This is a genomic window from Terrabacter sp. NPDC000476, assembly GCF_040300125.1.
GTDB lineage: Bacteria > Actinomycetota > Actinomycetes > Actinomycetales > Dermatophilaceae > Terrabacter.
On record NZ_JBEPDF010000002.1, the window covers coordinates 262,641 to 279,306 of the forward strand.

The following is a 16,666-nucleotide window of genomic DNA, read 5'->3' on the forward strand; positions in this document are numbered from 1 at the left end:
CGTGAATGCTTTCGAGAGTTTGTCAGGACAAAGTGTTGACAGCGGGGGATGCGGATCCGCACACTGGGACCATCGTAGCCTTGAAGCGCTTTAAGACACGGCTGCGACCCCACCGAGATGTCCAGAGAGGCACATCCCATGACGCAGCCACCCATCGGCGTCGCCGTCGTCGGCGCCGGCATGGCCGGCCGCGCGCACTGCGCCGGCTACCGCACCGCCCCCACGCTCTTCGACCCGCCGCTGCCGCCCGTCCGCCACGTCGCCGTCATCGACGCGAACGAGGACGTCGCGAAGGACGCGGCCGGCCGCTACGGCTACGAGCGGCACGGCACCGACTGGCGCGAGCTGCTCGATGCCGACGACGTCCAGGTCGTCAGCGTCGTCGTCGCCAACCACCTGCACCGCGAGATCGTCGAGGCGCTGCTCGCCGCCGGCAAGCACGTGCTGTGCGAGAAGCCGCTCGCCGCGAGCCTCGAGGACGCCCGCGCGATGGTCGCCGCGGCCGAGGCCCACCCCGAGCTCGTCAGCGGCGTCGGCTTCGTCTACCGCCGCCAGCCCGCGGTGGCCGCCATCCGCGACCTCGTCGTCGGCGAGCTCGGTGAGGTCTCGCACTTCAACGGGCGCTACTGGTGCGACTACGCGCGCAGCGCCGAGACCCCGATGGCCTGGCGCTACAAGGGCGGCCCCGGCACCGGGGCCCTCGCCGACATCGGCAGCCACCTCATAGACCTCGCCGAGTTCGTCTGCGGCCCGATGACCTCCGTCAGCGGAGGGGCGTTCACCACGAAGGTGACCGAGCGGGCCGTGCCCCTCGGCACGACCTACGGTCACGCGAAGGCGGAGCTGTCCGACGTGCGTGAGCCGGTCGAGAACGACGACGTCGCCACCTTCACGGCGCACTTCGCGTCGGGCGCCGTCGGCACCTTCTCCATCTCGCGCATCGCTCCCGGCCACGCGAACTCCCTCGCCTTCGACCTCATGGCCGAGCACGGCGCCGCCAAGTGGGACATGGACCGGCCCGCGGAGTTCTCCGTCATCCGGCAGCTGCGCGACGACGGGCTCGACGGCTACAACCAGGTGCTCGCCGGCCCGGCCCATCCCTACGTGAAAGGCGGTCTGCCGATGGACTTCCCGGGCTGCTCCTACGGCGTCGGTGATCTCTTCGGCTACCAGGCGCGCGCCTTCCTCGAGCAGGTCGCCGGCATCGAGGGCGGCCTGCCCAAGGTCGCTGCGTTCGACGACGGGGTGCGCGACCTCACCGTCATCGACGCCGTCGCGCGGTCTGCCGCGGCCGACGGCGCCCGAGTGCTCCTCAGCTGAGTTCCCCACCACCCCAAGCACGTCCCGACGAAGAAGGAACGATCCCATGCAGCTCGGTGCCTACAACGCCTGCCTCGGAGACAGGCCGCTCGGCGAGGCCCTCGACATCATCAAGGGCCTCGGCCTGACGAGTGTCGAGATCAACTCCGGCGGCTTCCTGCCGCCCATCCACCTGCCCGTCATCGACCTCCGCGCGAGCGAGCAGGCCCGGCAGGACTATCTCGGGGAGTTCAGCTCGCGCGGCCTCACCCTCACGGCCCTCAACTGCAACGGCAACCCGCTGCATCCCGCGGCCGGCTTCCCGCACTCGCAGGACCTCCTCGAGTCCATCGAGCTCGCAGCCCTGCTCGGCGTGCCTCGCGTCATCACCATGTCCGGCGCCCCCGGTGGCGAGCCCGGCACGTCCGTCCCCGTGTGGAACCCGCTCCCCTGGTGGAGCCCGTTCCTCGACGTCCAGGACCACCAGTGGAGCGTGGCCGTGCCCTACTGGAAGGACGTGCAGGCCCGCGCCGCGGCCGCAGACGTCCGCGTCGCCATCGAGATGCACCCCGGCAACATCGTCTTCAACCCGCGCACCCTGCACCGGCTCGTCGAGGAGACGGGCGCCACCCACGTCGGCGCCGAGATGGACCCGAGCCACCTGTTCTGGCAGGGCATCGACCCCGTGCTGGCCGTCGCCGACCTCGGCGAGCTCGTCTTCGTCGCCGCCGCCAAGGACACGCGGATCAACGAGGCCGCGAAGGTCAACGGCGTCATCGACGACAGCTTCCACCGTGTCGCCGAGGGAGAGAAGGGCTACCTCCCGCTCGGCGGGGGCACGACCCTGAGCGGCTGGCCGAAGAGCCCGTCGTGGGACTTCGTCGCGGTCGGCCGCGGCCACGACACCGCCTACTGGACGGAGTTCCTCCGCGCGCTGCACGAGGTCGACCCCGACATGCCGGTCAACATCGAGCACGAGGACCAGGAGCTCGACCAGCTCGAGGGCCTGCGCTTCGCCGCCGACACCCTCATCGAGGCCGAGAGGGGCATCTGAGCGCATGGCGACGGTGGTGACGCAGCCGCTCCGCATCGGCATCCTCGGCGCCGCCCGCATCGCGCCCCTCAGCGTCGTCGAGCCGGCGGCGGCCACGGGGCACCGCCTCGTGGCGGTCGCGGCGCGCGACGTCGCCCGGGCCCGGCGCTTCGCCGACGAGCACGGCGTCGAGCGCGTCGTCGAGTCGTATGCCGCCGTCCTGGCGGATCCCGACGTCGAGGTCGTCTACAACCCCTTGCCCAACTCGCTCCACGCGGAGTGGAACGCCCGCGCAGCGGAGGCGGGCAAGCACGTGCTCGCCGAGAAGCCGTCCGCGACCGACCCGGCCGACGCGCGCCGCGTTCGCGATGCCGTGGCGGCATCCGGCGTCGTCTTCATGGAGGCGTTCCACTTCCCGTACCACCCGCTCGTGCGACGGTTGTGCGCGCTGCTCGACCAGTCCGCCGTGGGCGAGGTCCGCCATGTCGAGGCGGTGCTGCGGATGCCGGCACCCCCCGACGGCGACCCGCGCTGGTCCGGGGCGCTCGGGGGCGGCGCCACCATGGACCTCGGGTGCTACAGCATCGCTGCGCTCCGGCTGCTGGGCCGCTTCGTCGGCGGCGAGCCGCGCGTCGTCGCGGCGCGCGGCGCCGAGCGGTCCGGCCACCCCGGGGTCGACGAACGGCTGTTCTTCGACGCCGTCTACCCCGATGGGGCGACCTGCGCGGGAGGCAGCGACATGGACGCCCCCGAGCGCGACATGGCACTGACCGTGACGGGTTCCCGGGGTCAGATCGTCGTGCCGATGTTCCCGGTGCCGCACGAGGACGACTCCCTCGTCATCCGGCGCCACGGCGAGCCCGAGGTGGTCGAGCACCTCGGCACCCGGACGAGCTACACCTACCAGCTCGAGGCCCTGGCCAGCGCCGTCCGCAACGGCCGCGCCGTCACGACCGACGCCGGCTGGGCCGTCGGCAACGCCGAGCTCGTCGACGCCGTCTACGCGGCGGCGGGGCTCAGGAGGTGTACGCCTCCGCCGTCAGGCAGCGAGCGCCCATGACGCCGTTCTTGCCGACCGATCCGCTGATCCGCCAGTAGGGCCGGATGGTGTGGGTGCCCGACGGCACCACCATGACGACCATGTTGTGGCGGGTCTGCCAGTACTCGGTGTGGTTGGCGAAGTTCTGCGCACCGAAGATCTGCACCGGCCCCCCGTCGATGCTGTAGCCCACTCGGATCTCGGCGAGGGTGTCGACCCCGGCGTCGGCGTTGAAGTTGACGAGGATGTAGCGCGACGTGGGCCCGTCGTTGACGCTGACGACCGAGTTCACCGGACGCCAGCCGTTGACGGCCGTGTTCGTCGACACGTCGAAGGCGCAGGCCTTCTGCACGCCGGGGATGGCCTGGGCCGGCGCCAGCATCGTGGCCGAGACGCCCGCGGCGACCGCGAGGACGGCCCCCGCGCCGATGGCGCGCTTCTTCGTGCGGGACATGGTGGAGGAAAGGATGGAAGACATCGTGCTCGCCCTTCGGTGGTGCCGTCGTGGGCCGGATCGGCCCGCGTGGGTGGCGCGGTCGCGTCACCCTCATAGGTGCGTCGGGGGCGACCGCAGATACGGGTGGGTGGGCGCCGCTTGCCGGCGGGCGGACCTCACGCCATACTGAGAACGGTTATCGGTATCGAGAACGAAGGACTGCCCATGACGGCTCCAGCCGGCACGCGCACCTACCTCGTGACCGGTGTCGACGAGGTCGCCACGGCGGCGGCGGCGACGATCGCTCTGCAGTGGGACCTGCCCGACGCCGTCGTCGTCTCGCACCGCATCGAGATCGGGACCCGGCGCCTGCACCGTGTCATCAGCGACGTGACGGGCGTGCTCGAGCGCGAGTCGCTCGACCTCGCGCACGCGTGCACCAGCTGCGCGATCCGGGAGGACATCGTGCCGACCCTCCGCCGGCTGGCCGAGCTCGACCGTTGGGCAGCGATCGTCGCGCACCTTCCGCTGACCACCGAGGCGCTGCAGGTGTGCCGCGCCGTCGGGCTCGACGATGACGGCCCGGTCGGCGCGGCGGTGCGCGTGGCGGCGGTGATCGCTGCGCTCGACGGCCCTTCTCTCGTCGGGACGCTCACGAGCGACGCGCTGCTCGCCGAGCTGGGGCGGCACACTGCGGAGGACGACCGCCGCGGGCTCGCCGAGACCGCCGGCGCCCTGGTGGAGTATGCCGACGTGGTGACGGTGCACGGCGACGCCGACGACGAGGCGCTCGACCTGGTGCGGGCGCTCGCCAGGCCCTCCGCCGTGGTCGCGGCCGACGGCGAGGCCGTGCCGACGGCCCTCCTCGTGGACGGCCTGCACGACCACCGGGAGACGGAGGCGTGGGTGTCCGAGACCCGGTCCGCCGCCCTGCCACCGACCGCCTCACCCGCCGTGTGGCGGCTCGACCTCCGGTCGAACCGGCCGTTCCATCCCGACCGGCTCCACGCGCACCTCGCCCTGATCGGCAACGGTCCGCACCGCTCCCGTGGCTGCTTCTGGCTGCCCACCCGGCCGGGGCAGGCGTTCGGCTGGGACGGCGCCGGTGGGCAGGTCAGCATCGGCGCCCTCGGCTCGTGGGGTCGTTCGCGCGTGCACACCCGACTCGTCGTCACCGGGCTCTGCTCGCTGACGAGCGAGGCCGAGCGCGACGCGATCCGGTCGGCCTTCGAGCGGAGCCTGCTCACCGACGCCGAGCTCGGCCCGCACGGACCGTCGTGGAACCGGCCGTCCGACGGCTTCGAGCCGTGGCTCGGCGACGTCCGCTTCGCCGCCTGAGACCGGGCCCGCGCGGGTTCAGCGGCGCGTCAGCAGCACGACGGGGATGACCCGGTCGGTCTTCCTCTCGTACTCGGCGAATCCCGGGTAGCGGCGCTTCTGCTCCTGCCAGACCGGTTCGCGCTCCTCGGGCGACAGGGTGCGGGCGCGCACGTCGATCGTCTCGACGACACCGTCCACCCCGATCTCGACGGCGACGTCGGGGTGGGCCCGGAGGTTGTGGAACCAGGCCGGGTTGACGTCGAGGCCGGCGTAGGAGGCGAAGACGGCCCACCCCCCGTCGACGGCCTGGTACATCATCGGACTGATGCGCGCCTCGCCCGACCTCGCGCCGGTCGTGTGGAGCAGCAGCAGCGGCGCCCCCTCGAAGTTGCCCCCGACCCGGCCCCCGTTCGCCCGGAACTCGGCGATGACCTTGTCGTTCCAGTCGCTCATGCTCGCCACGCTACGCCAGCCCTGCGGCGGGGTCGCGGCGTTGCCGGCCGGGCCGCGCCGGGTAGGAGCACGGGGACCGAAGACCCTGGATCGAAGGAGTGCACATGTCGGACGACGCGAAGGTCGCCAAGGAGCTCGTCGAGACCCTCAAGGACGGTGAGCGCGGTTTCACCTCGGCCGCGGAGAAGCTGCGTGACAGCGACCGTGCCGAGTGGGCCACCACCCTGCAGCGGCTCGCCGAGCAGCGCGCCGGGTTCCGCCGCGAGATCGTCGAGATGGGCCACGAGTACGGCGACGACGTCGACGAGAGCGGCTCCGTCGCGGCGACCCTGCACCGCGGCTGGATCTCCCTCAAGGACGCCCTGACCGGCGACGACGCGGGGAGCGTGCTCGGCGCGGCCGCCACGGGCGAGGACCACGCCGTGTCGGAGTACGAGAAGGGCCTCGAGCAGGACCTGAGCGCCGGCTTCCGCGAGGTCGTCAGCCGCCAGCACGCTGCCGTCGTCGCCGCCCGCGACGAGGTGAAGGCGCTCCAGACCGCCGACTGAGCCGCCAGCAGGTATGCCCCTCGACGATCTGCATTGCGTCCCCGGCTGACGCAGCCTTCCGATCGGGAGCTGCGTCACCGGACGACGCAATGCAGAGGGCCCGGCGTCCCGTGCCTGCCCGGGCGCGGGGCGCCGCCGGGCGCAGTGTCGCTCAGGCGTAGAAGTCGGGCTTGGCGATCATCTCGACCTTGACGACACCCTCGTCGGTCAGCGCGCGGACACCTGCGTCGCAGACGCACGCGGCGGCATACCCGTCCCACGCGGTCGAGCCCGTGTGCTCACCGCGCGCGACGGCCGAGATCCACTCCTGCACCTCGGTGACGAAGGCGCCCCAGAAGCGGTCGTTGTGGTCCCGTGCGACCGAGTTGCGGTGGCCCGAGCCGTCACGCACCTCCACGGCGTTCTGGTCCGCGAGGCTCACCGTGCCCTTCTCGGCCACGGCCTCGCACCGGATGTCGTAGCCGAACTGGCAGTTGACGAAGATCTCGTCGTCGACGCGGACCCCCGACTCCGTCTCGAGGACGAGGACGAGCGGGTCCTGCAGGTGCTCGAAGCGGAGCGACGTCCGCTTCGGCTTGTCGACGCGCGCCGACACGAACTCCTCGCCGAGCAGCCATCGCATCGTGTCGATCTCGTGGATCGCGGTGTCGTTGATGGCCATGTCCCACGTGTAGTGCTCGGGCACGGTCGGGTTGCGGTGCGCGCAGTGCACCATGAGCGTCTCGCCGAGCTCACCGGAGTCGAGCAGCGCCTTCATCTGGCGGTAGCTGCGGTCGAAGCGGCGCATGAAGCCGACGGTGACCAGGCGTCGCCCTCCGGCCTGCTCGGCCTCCATGATGCGCAACGCCGCCTCGGCGGTCGGCGTCAGCGGCTTCTCGCAGAACACCGGCTTGCCGGCTTCGATCGCGGCCAGGACGTCGACCTCGTGGGCCGGCCCGTAGCTGCAGATCATCACGGCGTCGACGTCGTCGGCCGCGATGAGCTCCGCCGAGGTGGCGTAGGCCGTGCCGTCGATCCGCGCCGCCACCTCGGCCGCGCGGGCCGGGTCGACGTCCGAGACCGCGACGACGCGGCCGCCGGCGATGACCGTGTGGATGCGGTCGATGTGCGCCTGGCCCATGCCGCCCGGCCCGATCATCCCGATGCGAACAGTCATGTCGTGTGACTCCTTCGTCACTTGAGGCCGAGGCCGATGGAGGCGAGGTACTCGCGGGTCTGGATGGCGTTGGGCAGCGGGTAGGACGGGTCGCACGGGTACATGTCCTGCTCGCAGACGACGTAGAGCTCCTTGTCGAGGTCGGTGAGGGCCTCGACGAAGGCCGGCATGTCGGGGGCACCGGCAGGCGGCGCGACCGAGCAGCCCTTGGCGACGGCCAGGCCGAACGGCCAGTCCTCGTCGTGGGCCTGCTTGACCAGACCCTCGTCCATCGCCTTGATGTGGACGTAGGAGATGCGCTCGGGGTACGTGCGGCAGAGCTCCATCGGGTCGCCGCCTCCGTAGACGATGTGGCCGGTGTCGAGGCAGAAGCCGACGTAGTCGGGGTCGGTGGCCGAGAAGACGCGGTCGATGTCCTCGGGCGTCTCGATGTGGCTGTCGCCGTGGGGGTGCAGCACCATCCTGAGGCCGTAGTCCTCCTTCATGATGCGTCCGAGCCGATCGGCGTTGCGGATGTAGGTGTTCCAGGCCTCGGTGGACAGGACGCGGTCGTCCGTGAACTCCCACGTCTTGTCGTCGCGGAAGAGCGGGGGCAGGTGCACGATGTACTCGGCACCGACGGCGGCGTGCGTCTCGGCGATCTCGCGGAACGTCTTCTCCGTGTCGGCCCACGCCTCCGGCTTGTGCAGGATGCCCCAGCCGGTGCCGGCGACCACCCGGAAGCCGCGCCGGTCCATCTCCTCCTGCAGGCGCTTCGGGTCCTTCGGGAAGTAGCCGAAGGGCCCCGTCTCCATCACCGAGAAGCCGGCCTCGGCCATCTCGTCGAGGGCGGTCTCCCAGTGGATCTGCTTGTCGTCCTCGGGGAACCACACGCCCCACTGGTCAGGACAGACTCCGATCGTCAGCTTGCTGTAGCGCTCGTCGGTGTTGCGGGCCTTGGACTCGGCCATCGTCGGTCGTTCCTCTCGGGAGGGTGGTGGGTCGGGAGCGGTCAGTCGTTCTGGGGGAAGCCGAGGTTGAGGCCGCCGTGACTGGGGTCGAGCCAGCGCGAGGTGACGACCTTGCCGCGGGTGAAGAAGTGCACGCCCTCCAGGCCGTGGGCGTGGGTGTCACCGAAGAGCGAGTTCTTCCACCCGCCGAAGGAGTAGTACGACACCGGGACGGGGATCGGCACGTTGACGCCGACCATGCCGACCTCGACGTTGCGCTGGAACGTGCGGGCCGCGCCACCGTCGTTGGTGAAGATGGCCGTGCCGTTGCCGTAGGGGTTGCTGTTGATGAGCTCCAGCCCCTCGTCGTAGGAGTGGACCCGCACGACCGACAGCACCGGACCGAAGATCTCGTCGTCGTAGAGCGACATGCCCGGCTTGACGTCGTCGAAGAGGGTGGGCGCGAGGAAGTAGCCCTCGCCGTCGGAGTCGTAGGAGTCCTGTCGCCCGTCGACCACGAGCGTCGCCCCCTCGGCCACCCCGGCGTCGAGGTAGGAGGTGACCTTGTCGCGGTGCTGAGCGGTCACGAGCGGGCCCATGTCGCAGCTGCGGGTGCCGTCACCGGTGACGAGCTTGCCCATGCGGTCCTTGATCTTGCCGACGAGCTCGTCGGCGATGGGCTCGACCGCGACGAGCGCCGAGATCGCCATGCAGCGCTCCCCCGCTGAGCCGAAACCGGCGTTCACCGCCGCGTCGGCCGCCAGGTCGAGGTCGGCGTCGGGCAGCACGAGCATGTGGTTCTTGGCTCCGCCGAGCGCCTGCACCCGCTTGCCGTGCGCGGTGCCCGTCTCGTAGACGTACTTCGCGATGGGCGTCGAGCCGACGAACGAGACCGACCTGACGTCGGGGTGCTCGAGCAGCGCGTCGACCGCCTCCTTGTCGCCGTTGACGACCTGCATGACGCCGTCGGGCAGGCCGGCCTCCTTCCACAGCGCCGCCACCGCCAACGCCGCCGACGGGTCCTTCTCCGAGGGCTTGAGCACGACGGCGTTGCCGCACGCGATGGCGACCGGGATGAACCACATCGGCACCATGGCCGGGAAGTTGAACGGCGAGATGACGGCGACGACCCCCAGGGGCTGGCGGATCGAGTAGACGTCGACGTTCGTCGAGGCGTTCTCCGAGAAGCCGCCCCGCAGCAGGTGCGGGATGCCGCAGGCGAACTCGGCGACCTCGAGGCCGCGCGTCACCTCGCCGAGCGCGTCGGAGAGCACCTTGCCGTGCTCGGCCGTGATGAGCGCCGCGACCTCCTCCTTGCGCTCGTTGAGCAGCTCGCGGAAGGCGAAGAGCACACCCGAGCGCCGGGCGAGCGAGGCGTCGGCCCACTCGTCCCACGCAGCGGCGGCGGACTTGACGACCTCGTCGACGAGCGCGGCCGAGGCGAGGTCGAGCACACCGGTCTGCTCGCCCGTGGCCGGGTTGAAGACGGGGGACGTGCGCTCGGCGGTGCCGGCCCACGGCCGGCCGTCGATGAGGTGGGTGATGCGGGTGGGCGTGCTCATGGCGTTGTCCTTCGGGTTCAGGGGGAGACGAGGGTGGGCGGGGCGGACCACCGGCCGAGGTGCGAGCGGATGCTGTCGCGCATGAAGGTGCTCGACTCGCGGGCCCGGTCCTCCCAGGCGAAGACGCAGGAGGTGACGATGCCGTCGAAGCCGATGCGTTCGAGACCGGCGAAGAGCTGGTCGAAGTCCACCTCGCCCTGGCCGATGTCGAGGTGCTGGTGCACCGTGACCTGCGAGCCCGGAGGGTTGACGATGTAGCGCAACCCCGACGAGGCCGTGTGGTCGTAGGCGTCGGCGACGTGGACCATCGTCACGAGATCGCCTGCCTTGTCGAGGATCCCGTCGCAGTCGTTGCCCTGGTGGAAGGTGTGCGGGGCGCAGTAGAGGAAGCTGACGTTCGGGCTGTTGATCCCCTTGATGATGTCGACGGCGCGCTTGCCGTCCTCCTCCCAGTCGTCGGGGTGCGGCTCGAGCACGAGCCGGATGCCCTCCTTCTCGAAGACGGGCAGCAGCTCCTCCATCGACCGCCAGAACATCCGCTCGCAGACCGCAGCCTCACGCGGGTTGCCGTTGAGCTCGGAGTTCATCGTGTCGACGCCGAGGAGCGAGGCGATCCGGATGGCCCGCGTCCAGTAGCGCACCGCCGCCTTGCGGTCCTCCTCGTCGGGCCCGCTCCAGCGGAAGAGCGGCAGCACCGACGAGACCCCGACACCCGCCGACCGCAGGGCGGTGCGGAACGCCGCCACGCCCGCGTCGTCGACGCGCGGGTGGTTGAAGAACGGGATGAAGTCGTCGCGTGGCGACAGCTCGATCCACTCGTAGCCGAGCTCGGCCACGACGGAGGGCAGCTCGAGCAGGGGCGTCCCACGGAACATGTACGGGTCGAGGGCGAGCTTCATGAGGTGGACTCCGCTGACTCAGAGGGGTTCGGTCGGGTCGGTGCGACGAGCGGTCGCTGTGTGGTCTTGTGGTCGCGGTACTCGGCGTATGCCGTCCGCGTCGTGTCGAGGTCGCTGACCTCCGAGACCGGGACGTCCCACCACGACGCGCTGTCCGGCGCGTGCACGAGGGGGTCGGTCTCGACGTGGATGACGACGGGTCCGCCGTCGGCCGGCCAGGCCTTGGCCTCCTTGATCGCCTGGTGCAGCTCGTCGAGCGAGTGCACCTCGATGACGTGGGCGCCGAGCGAGCGGGCGTTGGCCGCGAGGTCGACGGGCAGCACGTCGCCGTCGAGCCGCCCGGAGGACTCGCCCCGGAACCGGTACGACGTCCCGAACCGCTGCGACCCCAGCGACTCCGACAGCGAGCCGATGGAGTGGAAGCCGTGGTTCTGCACGAGCACGACGACGACCTTGACGCGCTCCTGCACCGCCGTGACCAGCTCGGTCGGCATCATCAGGTAGCCGCCGTCCCCGACCATCGCGAAGACGTCGCGCGACTCGTCGGCGAGACGGATGCCGATCGACGCCGGCACCTCGTAGCCCATGCAGGAGTAGCCGTACTCGACGTGGTAGCCCTTGCGGTCGCGCACCCGCCACAGCTTGTGGATGTCGCCGGGCATCGAGCCGGCCGCGCAGAGCACGACGTCGCGCGGGTCGCTCAGCTCGTTGACGGCGCCGAGCACCTGGCCCTGCGTGAGCAGCCCGTCGGCGAGCCGGTCGGTGACGTCGGTCGACGGGTGGAAGGCTCCCTCGACCGCGGCGTCCCACGCCGACCAGAGCGCGGCCTGGCGCGACCGGTGGGCGTCGTCGACGGCATACCCCTGCAGCGCCGCCGTCAGGGCCGTGAGGGCCTCGCGGGCGTCGGCGACGACCGACAGCCCCGCGTGCTTGCCGGCGTCGAACCGCGCCACGTTGATGTTGACGAAGCGGACCCCCTCGGCACGGAAGGCCGTTCGCGACGCGGTGGTGAAGTCGCTCCAGCGGGTGCCGACACCGATGACGACGTCCGCCTCGGCGGCGAGCGCGTTGGCCGCCGTCGTGCCCGTCGACCCGACGGCGCCCATCTGCTGCGGGTGGCCGTGCGGCAGCGAGCCCTTGCCGGCCTGCGACTCCCCGACGGGGATGCCGGTCGCCTCGCAGAACGCCTGCAGCGCCGACTCGGCGCCCGAGTAGTGCACGCCACCACCGGCGACGACCATCGGGCGCCTCGCCGACCGGATGATCGCGGCGGCGTCCTCGACGTCGACGGCCTCGGGCAGCGGTCGCGCCACGCGCCACACCCGCGGCGCGAAGAGCTCGACGGGCCAGTCGTGCGCCTCGGCCTGCACGTCCTGCGGCAGCGAGATCGTCACGGCGCCCGTCTCGACGGGGTCGGTGAGCACCCGCATCGCGCCGAGGAGGGCCGAGGGCAGCTGCTCCGGGCGGCTGACCCGGTCGAAGAACCTCGACAGCGGGCGGAAGGCGTCGTTGACCGTCACGTCGCCGGCATACGGCTGCTCGAGCTCCTGGAGCACCGGCGCGCTGACGCGCGTCGCGAACGTGCCCGACGGCAGCAGCAGCACGGGGATCCGGTTGATCGTCGCGAGCGCAGCGCCGGTGAGCATGTTCGTCGAGCCGGGGCCGACGGACGCCGTGCACGCCCACGTCTGGAGGCGGTCCTTCTGCCGGGCGTAGGCGACGGAGGTGTGGACCATCGCCTGCTCGTTGCGCGCGAGCACGTAGGGAAGGTGCTCCTCGCCGTCGGCGAGCTCGTTCTGCAGCAGCGCCTGGCCGATGCCCGCGACGTTGCCGTGGCCGAAGATGCCGAAGCAGCCGGCGAAGAGCTTCTGCCGCTCGCCGTCACGCTCGCTCCACTGGTGGGCGAGGAAGCGGACCACGGCCTGGGCCACCGTGAGGCGCACCGTCGTGGCCGCGTGCGTGTCGCTCGTCATCGAGCACCTCCAAGGGGGAGTCGGGGGTCGACCGGCTGGTCGGACCACGTGTCGCGCACCCAGCCGTGCGCCGGGTCGTCGCAGATGAGCCAGGCGCGCTCCTCACCGGGACCGGCCATGACGTTGAGGTAGTACAGGTCGTAGCCGGGGGCCGCCATGGCGGGCCCGTGCCAGCCGTGCGGCACGAGCACGACGTCGCCCGGTCGCACCTCGGCGAGCACCTCGATGGGTCGGTGCTCGGTGCCGTAGACGCGCTGGTAGCCGACCGGGTCGGCGCCGGCGGCCTCCGGGGAGCCCGCCTCGGGCGCCACCTCGAAGTAGTAGATCTCCTCGAGCTGGGTCTCCTGCCCCGGCCGCTCCTCGTCGTGCTTGTGCGGCGGCCACGAGCTCCAGTTGCCGGCGGGGGTGACGACCTCGCAGGCGATGATCGAGTCGGCGTCGAGCACGCCGGGGATGCCGAAGTTGCGCACCTCGCGGGAGGCGGTGCCCGCGCCGCGCAGCTCCACCGGCACCTCGTCGGAGGCCACGTGGCGGAACGGGAAGCGGGGCTCGGCCGCCTCGGTCACGGCGAAGCAGACCGCGACCCGGGCGTCGCCGACCGCGGTGACCGTGAGGGCCGAGCCGGCCGGGACGTAGGCCACGTCGGTCGGTCCGGTGAACACCGAGGACCGTCCGGCGAGCTTCGCCTCGTGGGCGCCCGACGGCCCGTCCACGCTGACGACGACCGAGCCCGACAGCGGGACGACGACGTGCTCCCGCGGGCCCGCCGCCAGCGCGCGGGCGTCCCCGTCGGCGAGCCGGCCGGCATAGAGGCCCGTGTGCTCCCACCCCGCGGCGTCGGGTTCGACGACGACGTCCCAGCCGTCGCGGGCCGTCGTGCCGACGGGGCGGTGCCACGTCATGCGGCGCTCCCGCCGTGCACGAGCCCGGCTGCGACGTCGACCGCGGCGGCGACGTCGCCGTCGGGCGGGAAGAGCAGCGCGCGTCCGACGACGAGGCCGCGCACCGCGGGCAGGTCGAGCGCGCGGCCCCACGAGGCGTACGTGTCCTGCGGGTCGCCCTGGGGGTCACCGCCGAGGAGGAGCGTCGGCAGGGTCGTCGCGTCCATGACGCGGTCGAGCTCGTCGACGACGGGGAGCTTGAGCCACGTGTAGGCGCTCGAGGCGCCGAGACCGGCCGCGATGTGGACCGACTTGATGACGCCGTCCGGGTCGAGCTGGTTGACGACCCGGCCCCCTTCGCGCGTCGACAGGAAGGGCTCGACCATGGCCATGACCCGGTGCTCGGCGAGCTCGGTGACGGCTCGGGCGCTCGCCTCGAGCGTGGCCACGGTGCCGGGGTCGTCGAGGCAGATCCGGGTCAGCATCTTGCCGCCGTCGATGCCGCGCGCCGCGATCTCGGCGGCCGTGTAGGCGGTGAAGCGGTCGTCGAGCTCGAAGCTGGCGCCCTGGAGGCCACCGCGGTTCATCGAGCCGATGGCGACCTTGTCGTCGAGCACCCCGAGCAGGAGCAGGTCGTCGAGGATGTCGGGCGTGCCGAGCACGCCGTCGACGCCGGGGCGCTGCAGGGCCGTGACGAGCCGGTCGAGCAGGTCGCTGCGGCTCGCCATGGCGGCGCCCGCACCGCGGACGCCGAGGGCGCCGCGGGCCGGGTGGTCGGCCGCGACGAGCAGCATCCGGCCGTCGCCGTGCACGAGCGGGCGTCGGCGGCGGGCCGCCCAGGCTGCCGCGATGCGCTCGGGCTCGCGCACCCGGATCTCGGTGAGGTCGGCGACCCGGACGGTGGGCGTGCTGACGGGCGTGGTGGTCATCGTGCCTCCTCGGCGACGGGTGCGGACGGGTCGGCGGCGCGGCCGTCCGCGAGGCGCTGCTCGACCTCCGCCGAGGTCGGCATGGCGGTCGAGCACTCGAGCCTGCTCGCGACGATGGCGCCGGCGACGTTGGCGAACTCGAGGACGCGGCGCAGGCCCCACCCCTCGAGGAGGCCGTGGCACAGCGCGCCACCGAAGGCGTCGCCCGCCCCGAGGCCGTTGACGACCTCGACCGGGAAGGGCGGCACCTCGACGCGTTCGTCGCGGGTGGCCGCGAGGACGCCCTTCGGGCCCTGCTTGACGACGGCGAGCTCGACGCCGCGGTCGAGCAGCGCGTCGGCGGCCCGCTGCGGGTCGGTCTCGCCGACGGCGACCTCGCACTCCTCGCGGTTGCCGACGGCGACCGTGACGAGCTCGAGCGCCCGCGAGACCTGCTTGCTCGCCTCGGCGGGGTCGGACCAGAACATCGGCCGGTAGTCGAGGTCGAGCACCGTGTGACGGCGGCGACCGCGCGCCTCCCAGCCGCGGAAGTGCGCCGCGCGGCTGGGCTCCTGCGAGAGGCCGGTGACGGTGGACCAGTAGACGCCCGCGTCGCGCACGGCGTCGAGCGGCATCTCGTCGGCCTCGATCATGAGGTCGGGCGCGGTCGGGTAGCGGTAGAACCACAGCGGGAAGTCGTCGGGCGGGAAGACCTCGCAGAACGTGACGGGCGTCGGCGGGCCGGTCACGGCGGAGACGAAGGCGTCGTCGACGCCGAAGTCACGCAGCGCCTCGTGGACGTAGCGACCGAACGCGTCCTGCCCCGTGCGCGTCACGAGGGCGACGCGGTGCCCGTGCCGGGCGGCCGCGACGGCGACGTTCGTCGCGCTGCCACCGAGGAACTTCTCGAAGGTGCGCACCTTCTCGAGGCCCACGCCGTGCTGGAGCGGGTAGATGTCGACGCCGGTGCGCCCGATGGCGACGACGTCGTATGCCGGCACGCGCGGCCCCGCGCCCCCGGGCGAGGTGTGCGTGTCGGGGGTGTCGGAGGAGGGGGTTGCGGGGGTCACGGGGTCCATCCCTTCACAGGCTCGGGATCTCGTCGAGGGTCACCGGCCGGTTCTCACGGCGCGAGAGCTCGCAGGCCTCGGCGACACGGAAGGCCTGGAGGGCGTCGTCGACCGTGCACGGTGAGGCGAGCTCGCCGCGGGCGACGGCCGCGAAGGCGGTCAGCTCGGCGCGGTAGGCCGGCAGGAAGCGCTCCATGAACGACCAGTGCTGCGGGCCGGCCGGGTAGGTGGCCCCCGGCTCGGCCGAGACCAGGGCGAGCGAGTCGTCGTAGCCGACCCCGATCGTGCCCTCGCTGCCGAGCACCTCCATCCGCACGTCGTGCCCGCCGCCGTTGTAGCGCGTCGCCGACAGCGAGACGAGGATGCCGTCGTCGAGCGTCAGCACCGCCGCGGCCGTGTCGACGTCGCCGGCCTCGGAGAAGAAGGCGGCGCCCTTGTTGGCACCGGTGGCGTAGACCGAGGCCACCTCGCGACCGGTGACGAAGCGGATGATGTCGAAGTCGTGGATCGAGCAGTCACGGAAGAGGCCGCCGCTCGTCGGGATGTAGTCGGCGTGCGGCGGGGCCTGGTCGTGGGTCTGCGCGCGGATGCCGTGGACGAACCCGAGCTCGCGGTCCGCGACCGCCTGGCGAGCGCGCTGGTACCCCCGGTCGAAGCGGCGCTGGAAGCCCACGTGCACCGGGGTGCTGGAGGTGCTGACGAGCTTCGCGAGGTCCATCGTCTCGTCGAGCGAGGCCGCGACCGGCTTCTCGCAGAAGGTCGGCACGCCCGCCTCGAGGCCGAGGCGCAGCAGCGGTCCATGGCCGGGGGTCGCGGTCGCGATGACGAACCCGTCGACACCCTCGGCGAGCATCTCCGAGGGTGACGCCGCGTGGGCGACGCCCAGCCGCTCGGCCACGGCCCGCGCCGCGCTCGCGTCGAGGTCGCTCACGACCACCTCGTCGACGTCGGGGAGGTCACGCAGCGTCTCGGCGTGGAACGCCCCGATGCGGCCGACTCCGGCCAGTCCGATGCGCATGCACACTCCTTCGGGTGGGTGGACGGGTGGGTGCGTGGTGGTCACCCGACGCCACGATCGTCGTGCCGGGCACCGTGCCCTGTCAAGCATATGTCAGAACATTCTGATGTTTGATCAATGTCTTGACATGACGCAAGGACTG

Annotated in this window: 16 protein-coding genes; 5 read left to right on the top strand and 11 right to left on the bottom strand. The window is 72.0% G+C overall.

Annotated elements, in window-relative coordinates:
- The first annotated feature begins 138 nt into the window (after window positions 1–138).
- The 3 genes from ABT295_RS13665 to ABT295_RS13675 are packed head-to-tail and all read left to right on the top strand — an operon-like array spanning window position 139 to window position 3,392.
- On the top strand, window positions 139–1,320 hold the full coding sequence (locus ABT295_RS13665; protein WP_352394950.1) for a Gfo/Idh/MocA family protein: 1,182 nt from the start codon (window positions 139–141) through the stop codon (window positions 1,318–1,320).
- A gap of 46 nt (window positions 1,321–1,366) precedes the next feature.
- The gene (locus ABT295_RS13670) at window positions 1,367–2,353 is read left to right on the top strand and encodes a sugar phosphate isomerase/epimerase family protein (protein WP_352394951.1); all 987 of its coding nucleotides are present in this window, start codon (window positions 1,367–1,369) and stop codon (window positions 2,351–2,353) included.
- Between the two features lie 16 nt (window positions 2,354–2,369).
- Window positions 2,370–3,392: a Gfo/Idh/MocA family protein gene (locus tag ABT295_RS13675; protein ID WP_352394952.1), complete on the top strand. Its 1,023-nt coding sequence runs from the start codon at window positions 2,370–2,372 to the stop codon at window positions 3,390–3,392.
- Here ABT295_RS13675 and ABT295_RS13680 read toward each other — a convergent pair.
- Complete coding sequence (locus ABT295_RS13680; RefSeq protein ID WP_352394953.1) at window positions 3,349–3,849, bottom strand: hypothetical protein; 501 nt, start codon at window positions 3,847–3,849, stop codon at window positions 3,349–3,351. The two genes, ABT295_RS13675 and ABT295_RS13680, sit on opposite strands and share 44 nt — an antisense overlap.
- Before the next feature lie 183 nt (window positions 3,850–4,032).
- Between ABT295_RS13680 and ABT295_RS13685 the strand changes: the two genes are divergently transcribed.
- Window positions 4,033–5,145 (top strand): GTP-binding protein, encoded by a 1,113-nt coding sequence (locus ABT295_RS13685; protein WP_352394954.1) that lies wholly within the window; start codon window positions 4,033–4,035, stop codon window positions 5,143–5,145.
- Window positions 5,146–5,163: 18 nt separating this feature from the next.
- On the opposite strand, the gene ABT295_RS13690 is transcribed toward ABT295_RS13685, so the two are convergent.
- Window positions 5,164–5,580, bottom strand: coding sequence for a nitroreductase family deazaflavin-dependent oxidoreductase (locus ABT295_RS13690; protein ID WP_352394955.1), 417 nt, complete (start codon window positions 5,578–5,580; stop codon window positions 5,164–5,166).
- Window positions 5,581–5,684: 104 nt separating this feature from the next.
- Between ABT295_RS13690 and ABT295_RS13695 the strand changes: the two genes are divergently transcribed.
- Entirely contained in the window at window positions 5,685–6,128 is a 444-nt protein-coding gene (locus tag ABT295_RS13695) for a ferritin-like domain-containing protein (protein WP_352394956.1), read from the top strand.
- A 151-nt stretch (window positions 6,129–6,279) separates the two neighbouring features.
- On the opposite strand, the gene ABT295_RS13700 is transcribed toward ABT295_RS13695, so the two are convergent.
- The 9 genes from ABT295_RS13700 to ABT295_RS13740 all read right to left on the bottom strand — a co-directional run bounded on the left by ABT295_RS13700 (window position 6,280) and on the right by ABT295_RS13740 (window position 16,524).
- Window positions 6,280–7,284: a Gfo/Idh/MocA family protein gene (locus ABT295_RS13700; RefSeq protein WP_352394957.1), complete on the bottom strand. Its 1,005-nt coding sequence runs from the start codon at window positions 7,282–7,284 to the stop codon at window positions 6,280–6,282.
- A 17-nt stretch (window positions 7,285–7,301) separates the two neighbouring features.
- Window positions 7,302–8,234: a TIM barrel protein gene (locus tag ABT295_RS13705; RefSeq protein ID WP_352394958.1), complete on the bottom strand. Its 933-nt coding sequence runs from the start codon at window positions 8,232–8,234 to the stop codon at window positions 7,302–7,304.
- Window positions 8,235–8,275: 41 nt separating this feature from the next.
- Window positions 8,276–9,775 (bottom strand): CoA-acylating methylmalonate-semialdehyde dehydrogenase, encoded by a 1,500-nt coding sequence (locus tag ABT295_RS13710; RefSeq protein ID WP_352394959.1) that lies wholly within the window; start codon window positions 9,773–9,775, stop codon window positions 8,276–8,278.
- 17 nt (window positions 9,776–9,792) lie between these two features.
- Window positions 9,793–10,674, bottom strand: coding sequence for a sugar phosphate isomerase/epimerase family protein (locus ABT295_RS13715; protein ID WP_352394960.1), 882 nt, complete (start codon window positions 10,672–10,674; stop codon window positions 9,793–9,795).
- Window positions 10,671–12,647, bottom strand: coding sequence for a 3D-(3,5/4)-trihydroxycyclohexane-1,2-dione acylhydrolase (decyclizing) (iolD, locus tag ABT295_RS13720; RefSeq protein WP_352394961.1), 1,977 nt, complete (start codon window positions 12,645–12,647; stop codon window positions 10,671–10,673). The genes ABT295_RS13715 and iolD overlap by 4 nt, the downstream gene beginning before the upstream one ends.
- On the bottom strand, window positions 12,644–13,549 hold the full coding sequence (gene iolB / locus ABT295_RS13725) for a 5-deoxy-glucuronate isomerase (RefSeq protein WP_352394962.1): 906 nt from the start codon (window positions 13,547–13,549) through the stop codon (window positions 12,644–12,646). The genes iolD and iolB overlap by 4 nt, the downstream gene beginning before the upstream one ends.
- Window positions 13,546–14,457 carry a Cgl0159 family (beta/alpha)8-fold protein gene (locus ABT295_RS13730; protein ID WP_352394963.1) on the bottom strand — a complete coding sequence of 304 codons (912 nt, stop codon included), beginning with the start codon at window positions 14,455–14,457 and terminating at the stop codon, window positions 13,546–13,548. The genes iolB and ABT295_RS13730 overlap by 4 nt, the downstream gene beginning before the upstream one ends.
- Window positions 14,454–15,437 carry a 5-dehydro-2-deoxygluconokinase gene (gene iolC, locus ABT295_RS13735; protein ID WP_352395400.1) on the bottom strand — a complete coding sequence of 328 codons (984 nt, stop codon included), beginning with the start codon at window positions 15,435–15,437 and terminating at the stop codon, window positions 14,454–14,456. The genes ABT295_RS13730 and iolC overlap by 4 nt, the downstream gene beginning before the upstream one ends.
- Window positions 15,438–15,519: 82 nt before the next feature.
- Window positions 15,520–16,524: a Gfo/Idh/MocA family protein gene (locus ABT295_RS13740; RefSeq protein WP_352394964.1), complete on the bottom strand. Its 1,005-nt coding sequence runs from the start codon at window positions 16,522–16,524 to the stop codon at window positions 15,520–15,522.
- Between the last annotated feature and the right edge of the window lie 142 nt (window positions 16,525–16,666).

What these genes read in the sequence shown, in the direction of transcription:
- ABT295_RS13665 (WP_352394950.1), top strand. Translation starts at nt 139, where the DNA reads ATGACGCAGCCACCCATCGGCGTCGCCGTCGTCGGCGCCGGCATGGCC.
- ABT295_RS13670 (WP_352394951.1), top strand. Translation starts at nt 1,367, where the DNA reads ATGCAGCTCGGTGCCTACAACGCCTGCCTCGGAGACAGGCCGCTCGGC.
- ABT295_RS13680 (WP_352394953.1), bottom strand. Translation starts at nt 3,849, where the DNA reads ATGTCTTCCATCCTTTCCTCCACCATGTCCCGCACGAAGAAGCGCGCC.
- ABT295_RS13685 (WP_352394954.1), top strand. Translation starts at nt 4,033, where the DNA reads ATGACGGCTCCAGCCGGCACGCGCACCTACCTCGTGACCGGTGTCGAC.
- ABT295_RS13690 (WP_352394955.1), bottom strand. Translation starts at nt 5,580, where the DNA reads ATGAGCGACTGGAACGACAAGGTCATCGCCGAGTTCCGGGCGAACGGG.
- ABT295_RS13695 (WP_352394956.1), top strand. Translation starts at nt 5,685, where the DNA reads ATGTCGGACGACGCGAAGGTCGCCAAGGAGCTCGTCGAGACCCTCAAG.
- ABT295_RS13700 (WP_352394957.1), bottom strand. Translation starts at nt 7,284, where the DNA reads ATGACTGTTCGCATCGGGATGATCGGGCCGGGCGGCATGGGCCAGGCG.
- ABT295_RS13705 (WP_352394958.1), bottom strand. Translation starts at nt 8,234, where the DNA reads ATGGCCGAGTCCAAGGCCCGCAACACCGACGAGCGCTACAGCAAGCTG.
- ABT295_RS13710 (WP_352394959.1), bottom strand. Translation starts at nt 9,775, where the DNA reads ATGAGCACGCCCACCCGCATCACCCACCTCATCGACGGCCGGCCGTGG.
- ABT295_RS13715 (WP_352394960.1), bottom strand. Translation starts at nt 10,674, where the DNA reads ATGAAGCTCGCCCTCGACCCGTACATGTTCCGTGGGACGCCCCTGCTC.
- iolD (WP_352394961.1), bottom strand. Translation starts at nt 12,647, where the DNA reads ATGACGAGCGACACGCACGCGGCCACGACGGTGCGCCTCACGGTGGCC.
- iolB (WP_352394962.1), bottom strand. Translation starts at nt 13,549, where the DNA reads ATGACGTGGCACCGCCCCGTCGGCACGACGGCCCGCGACGGCTGGGAC.
- ABT295_RS13730 (WP_352394963.1), bottom strand. Translation starts at nt 14,457, where the DNA reads ATGACCACCACGCCCGTCAGCACGCCCACCGTCCGGGTCGCCGACCTC.
- ABT295_RS13740 (WP_352394964.1), bottom strand. Translation starts at nt 16,524, where the DNA reads ATGCGCATCGGACTGGCCGGAGTCGGCCGCATCGGGGCGTTCCACGCC.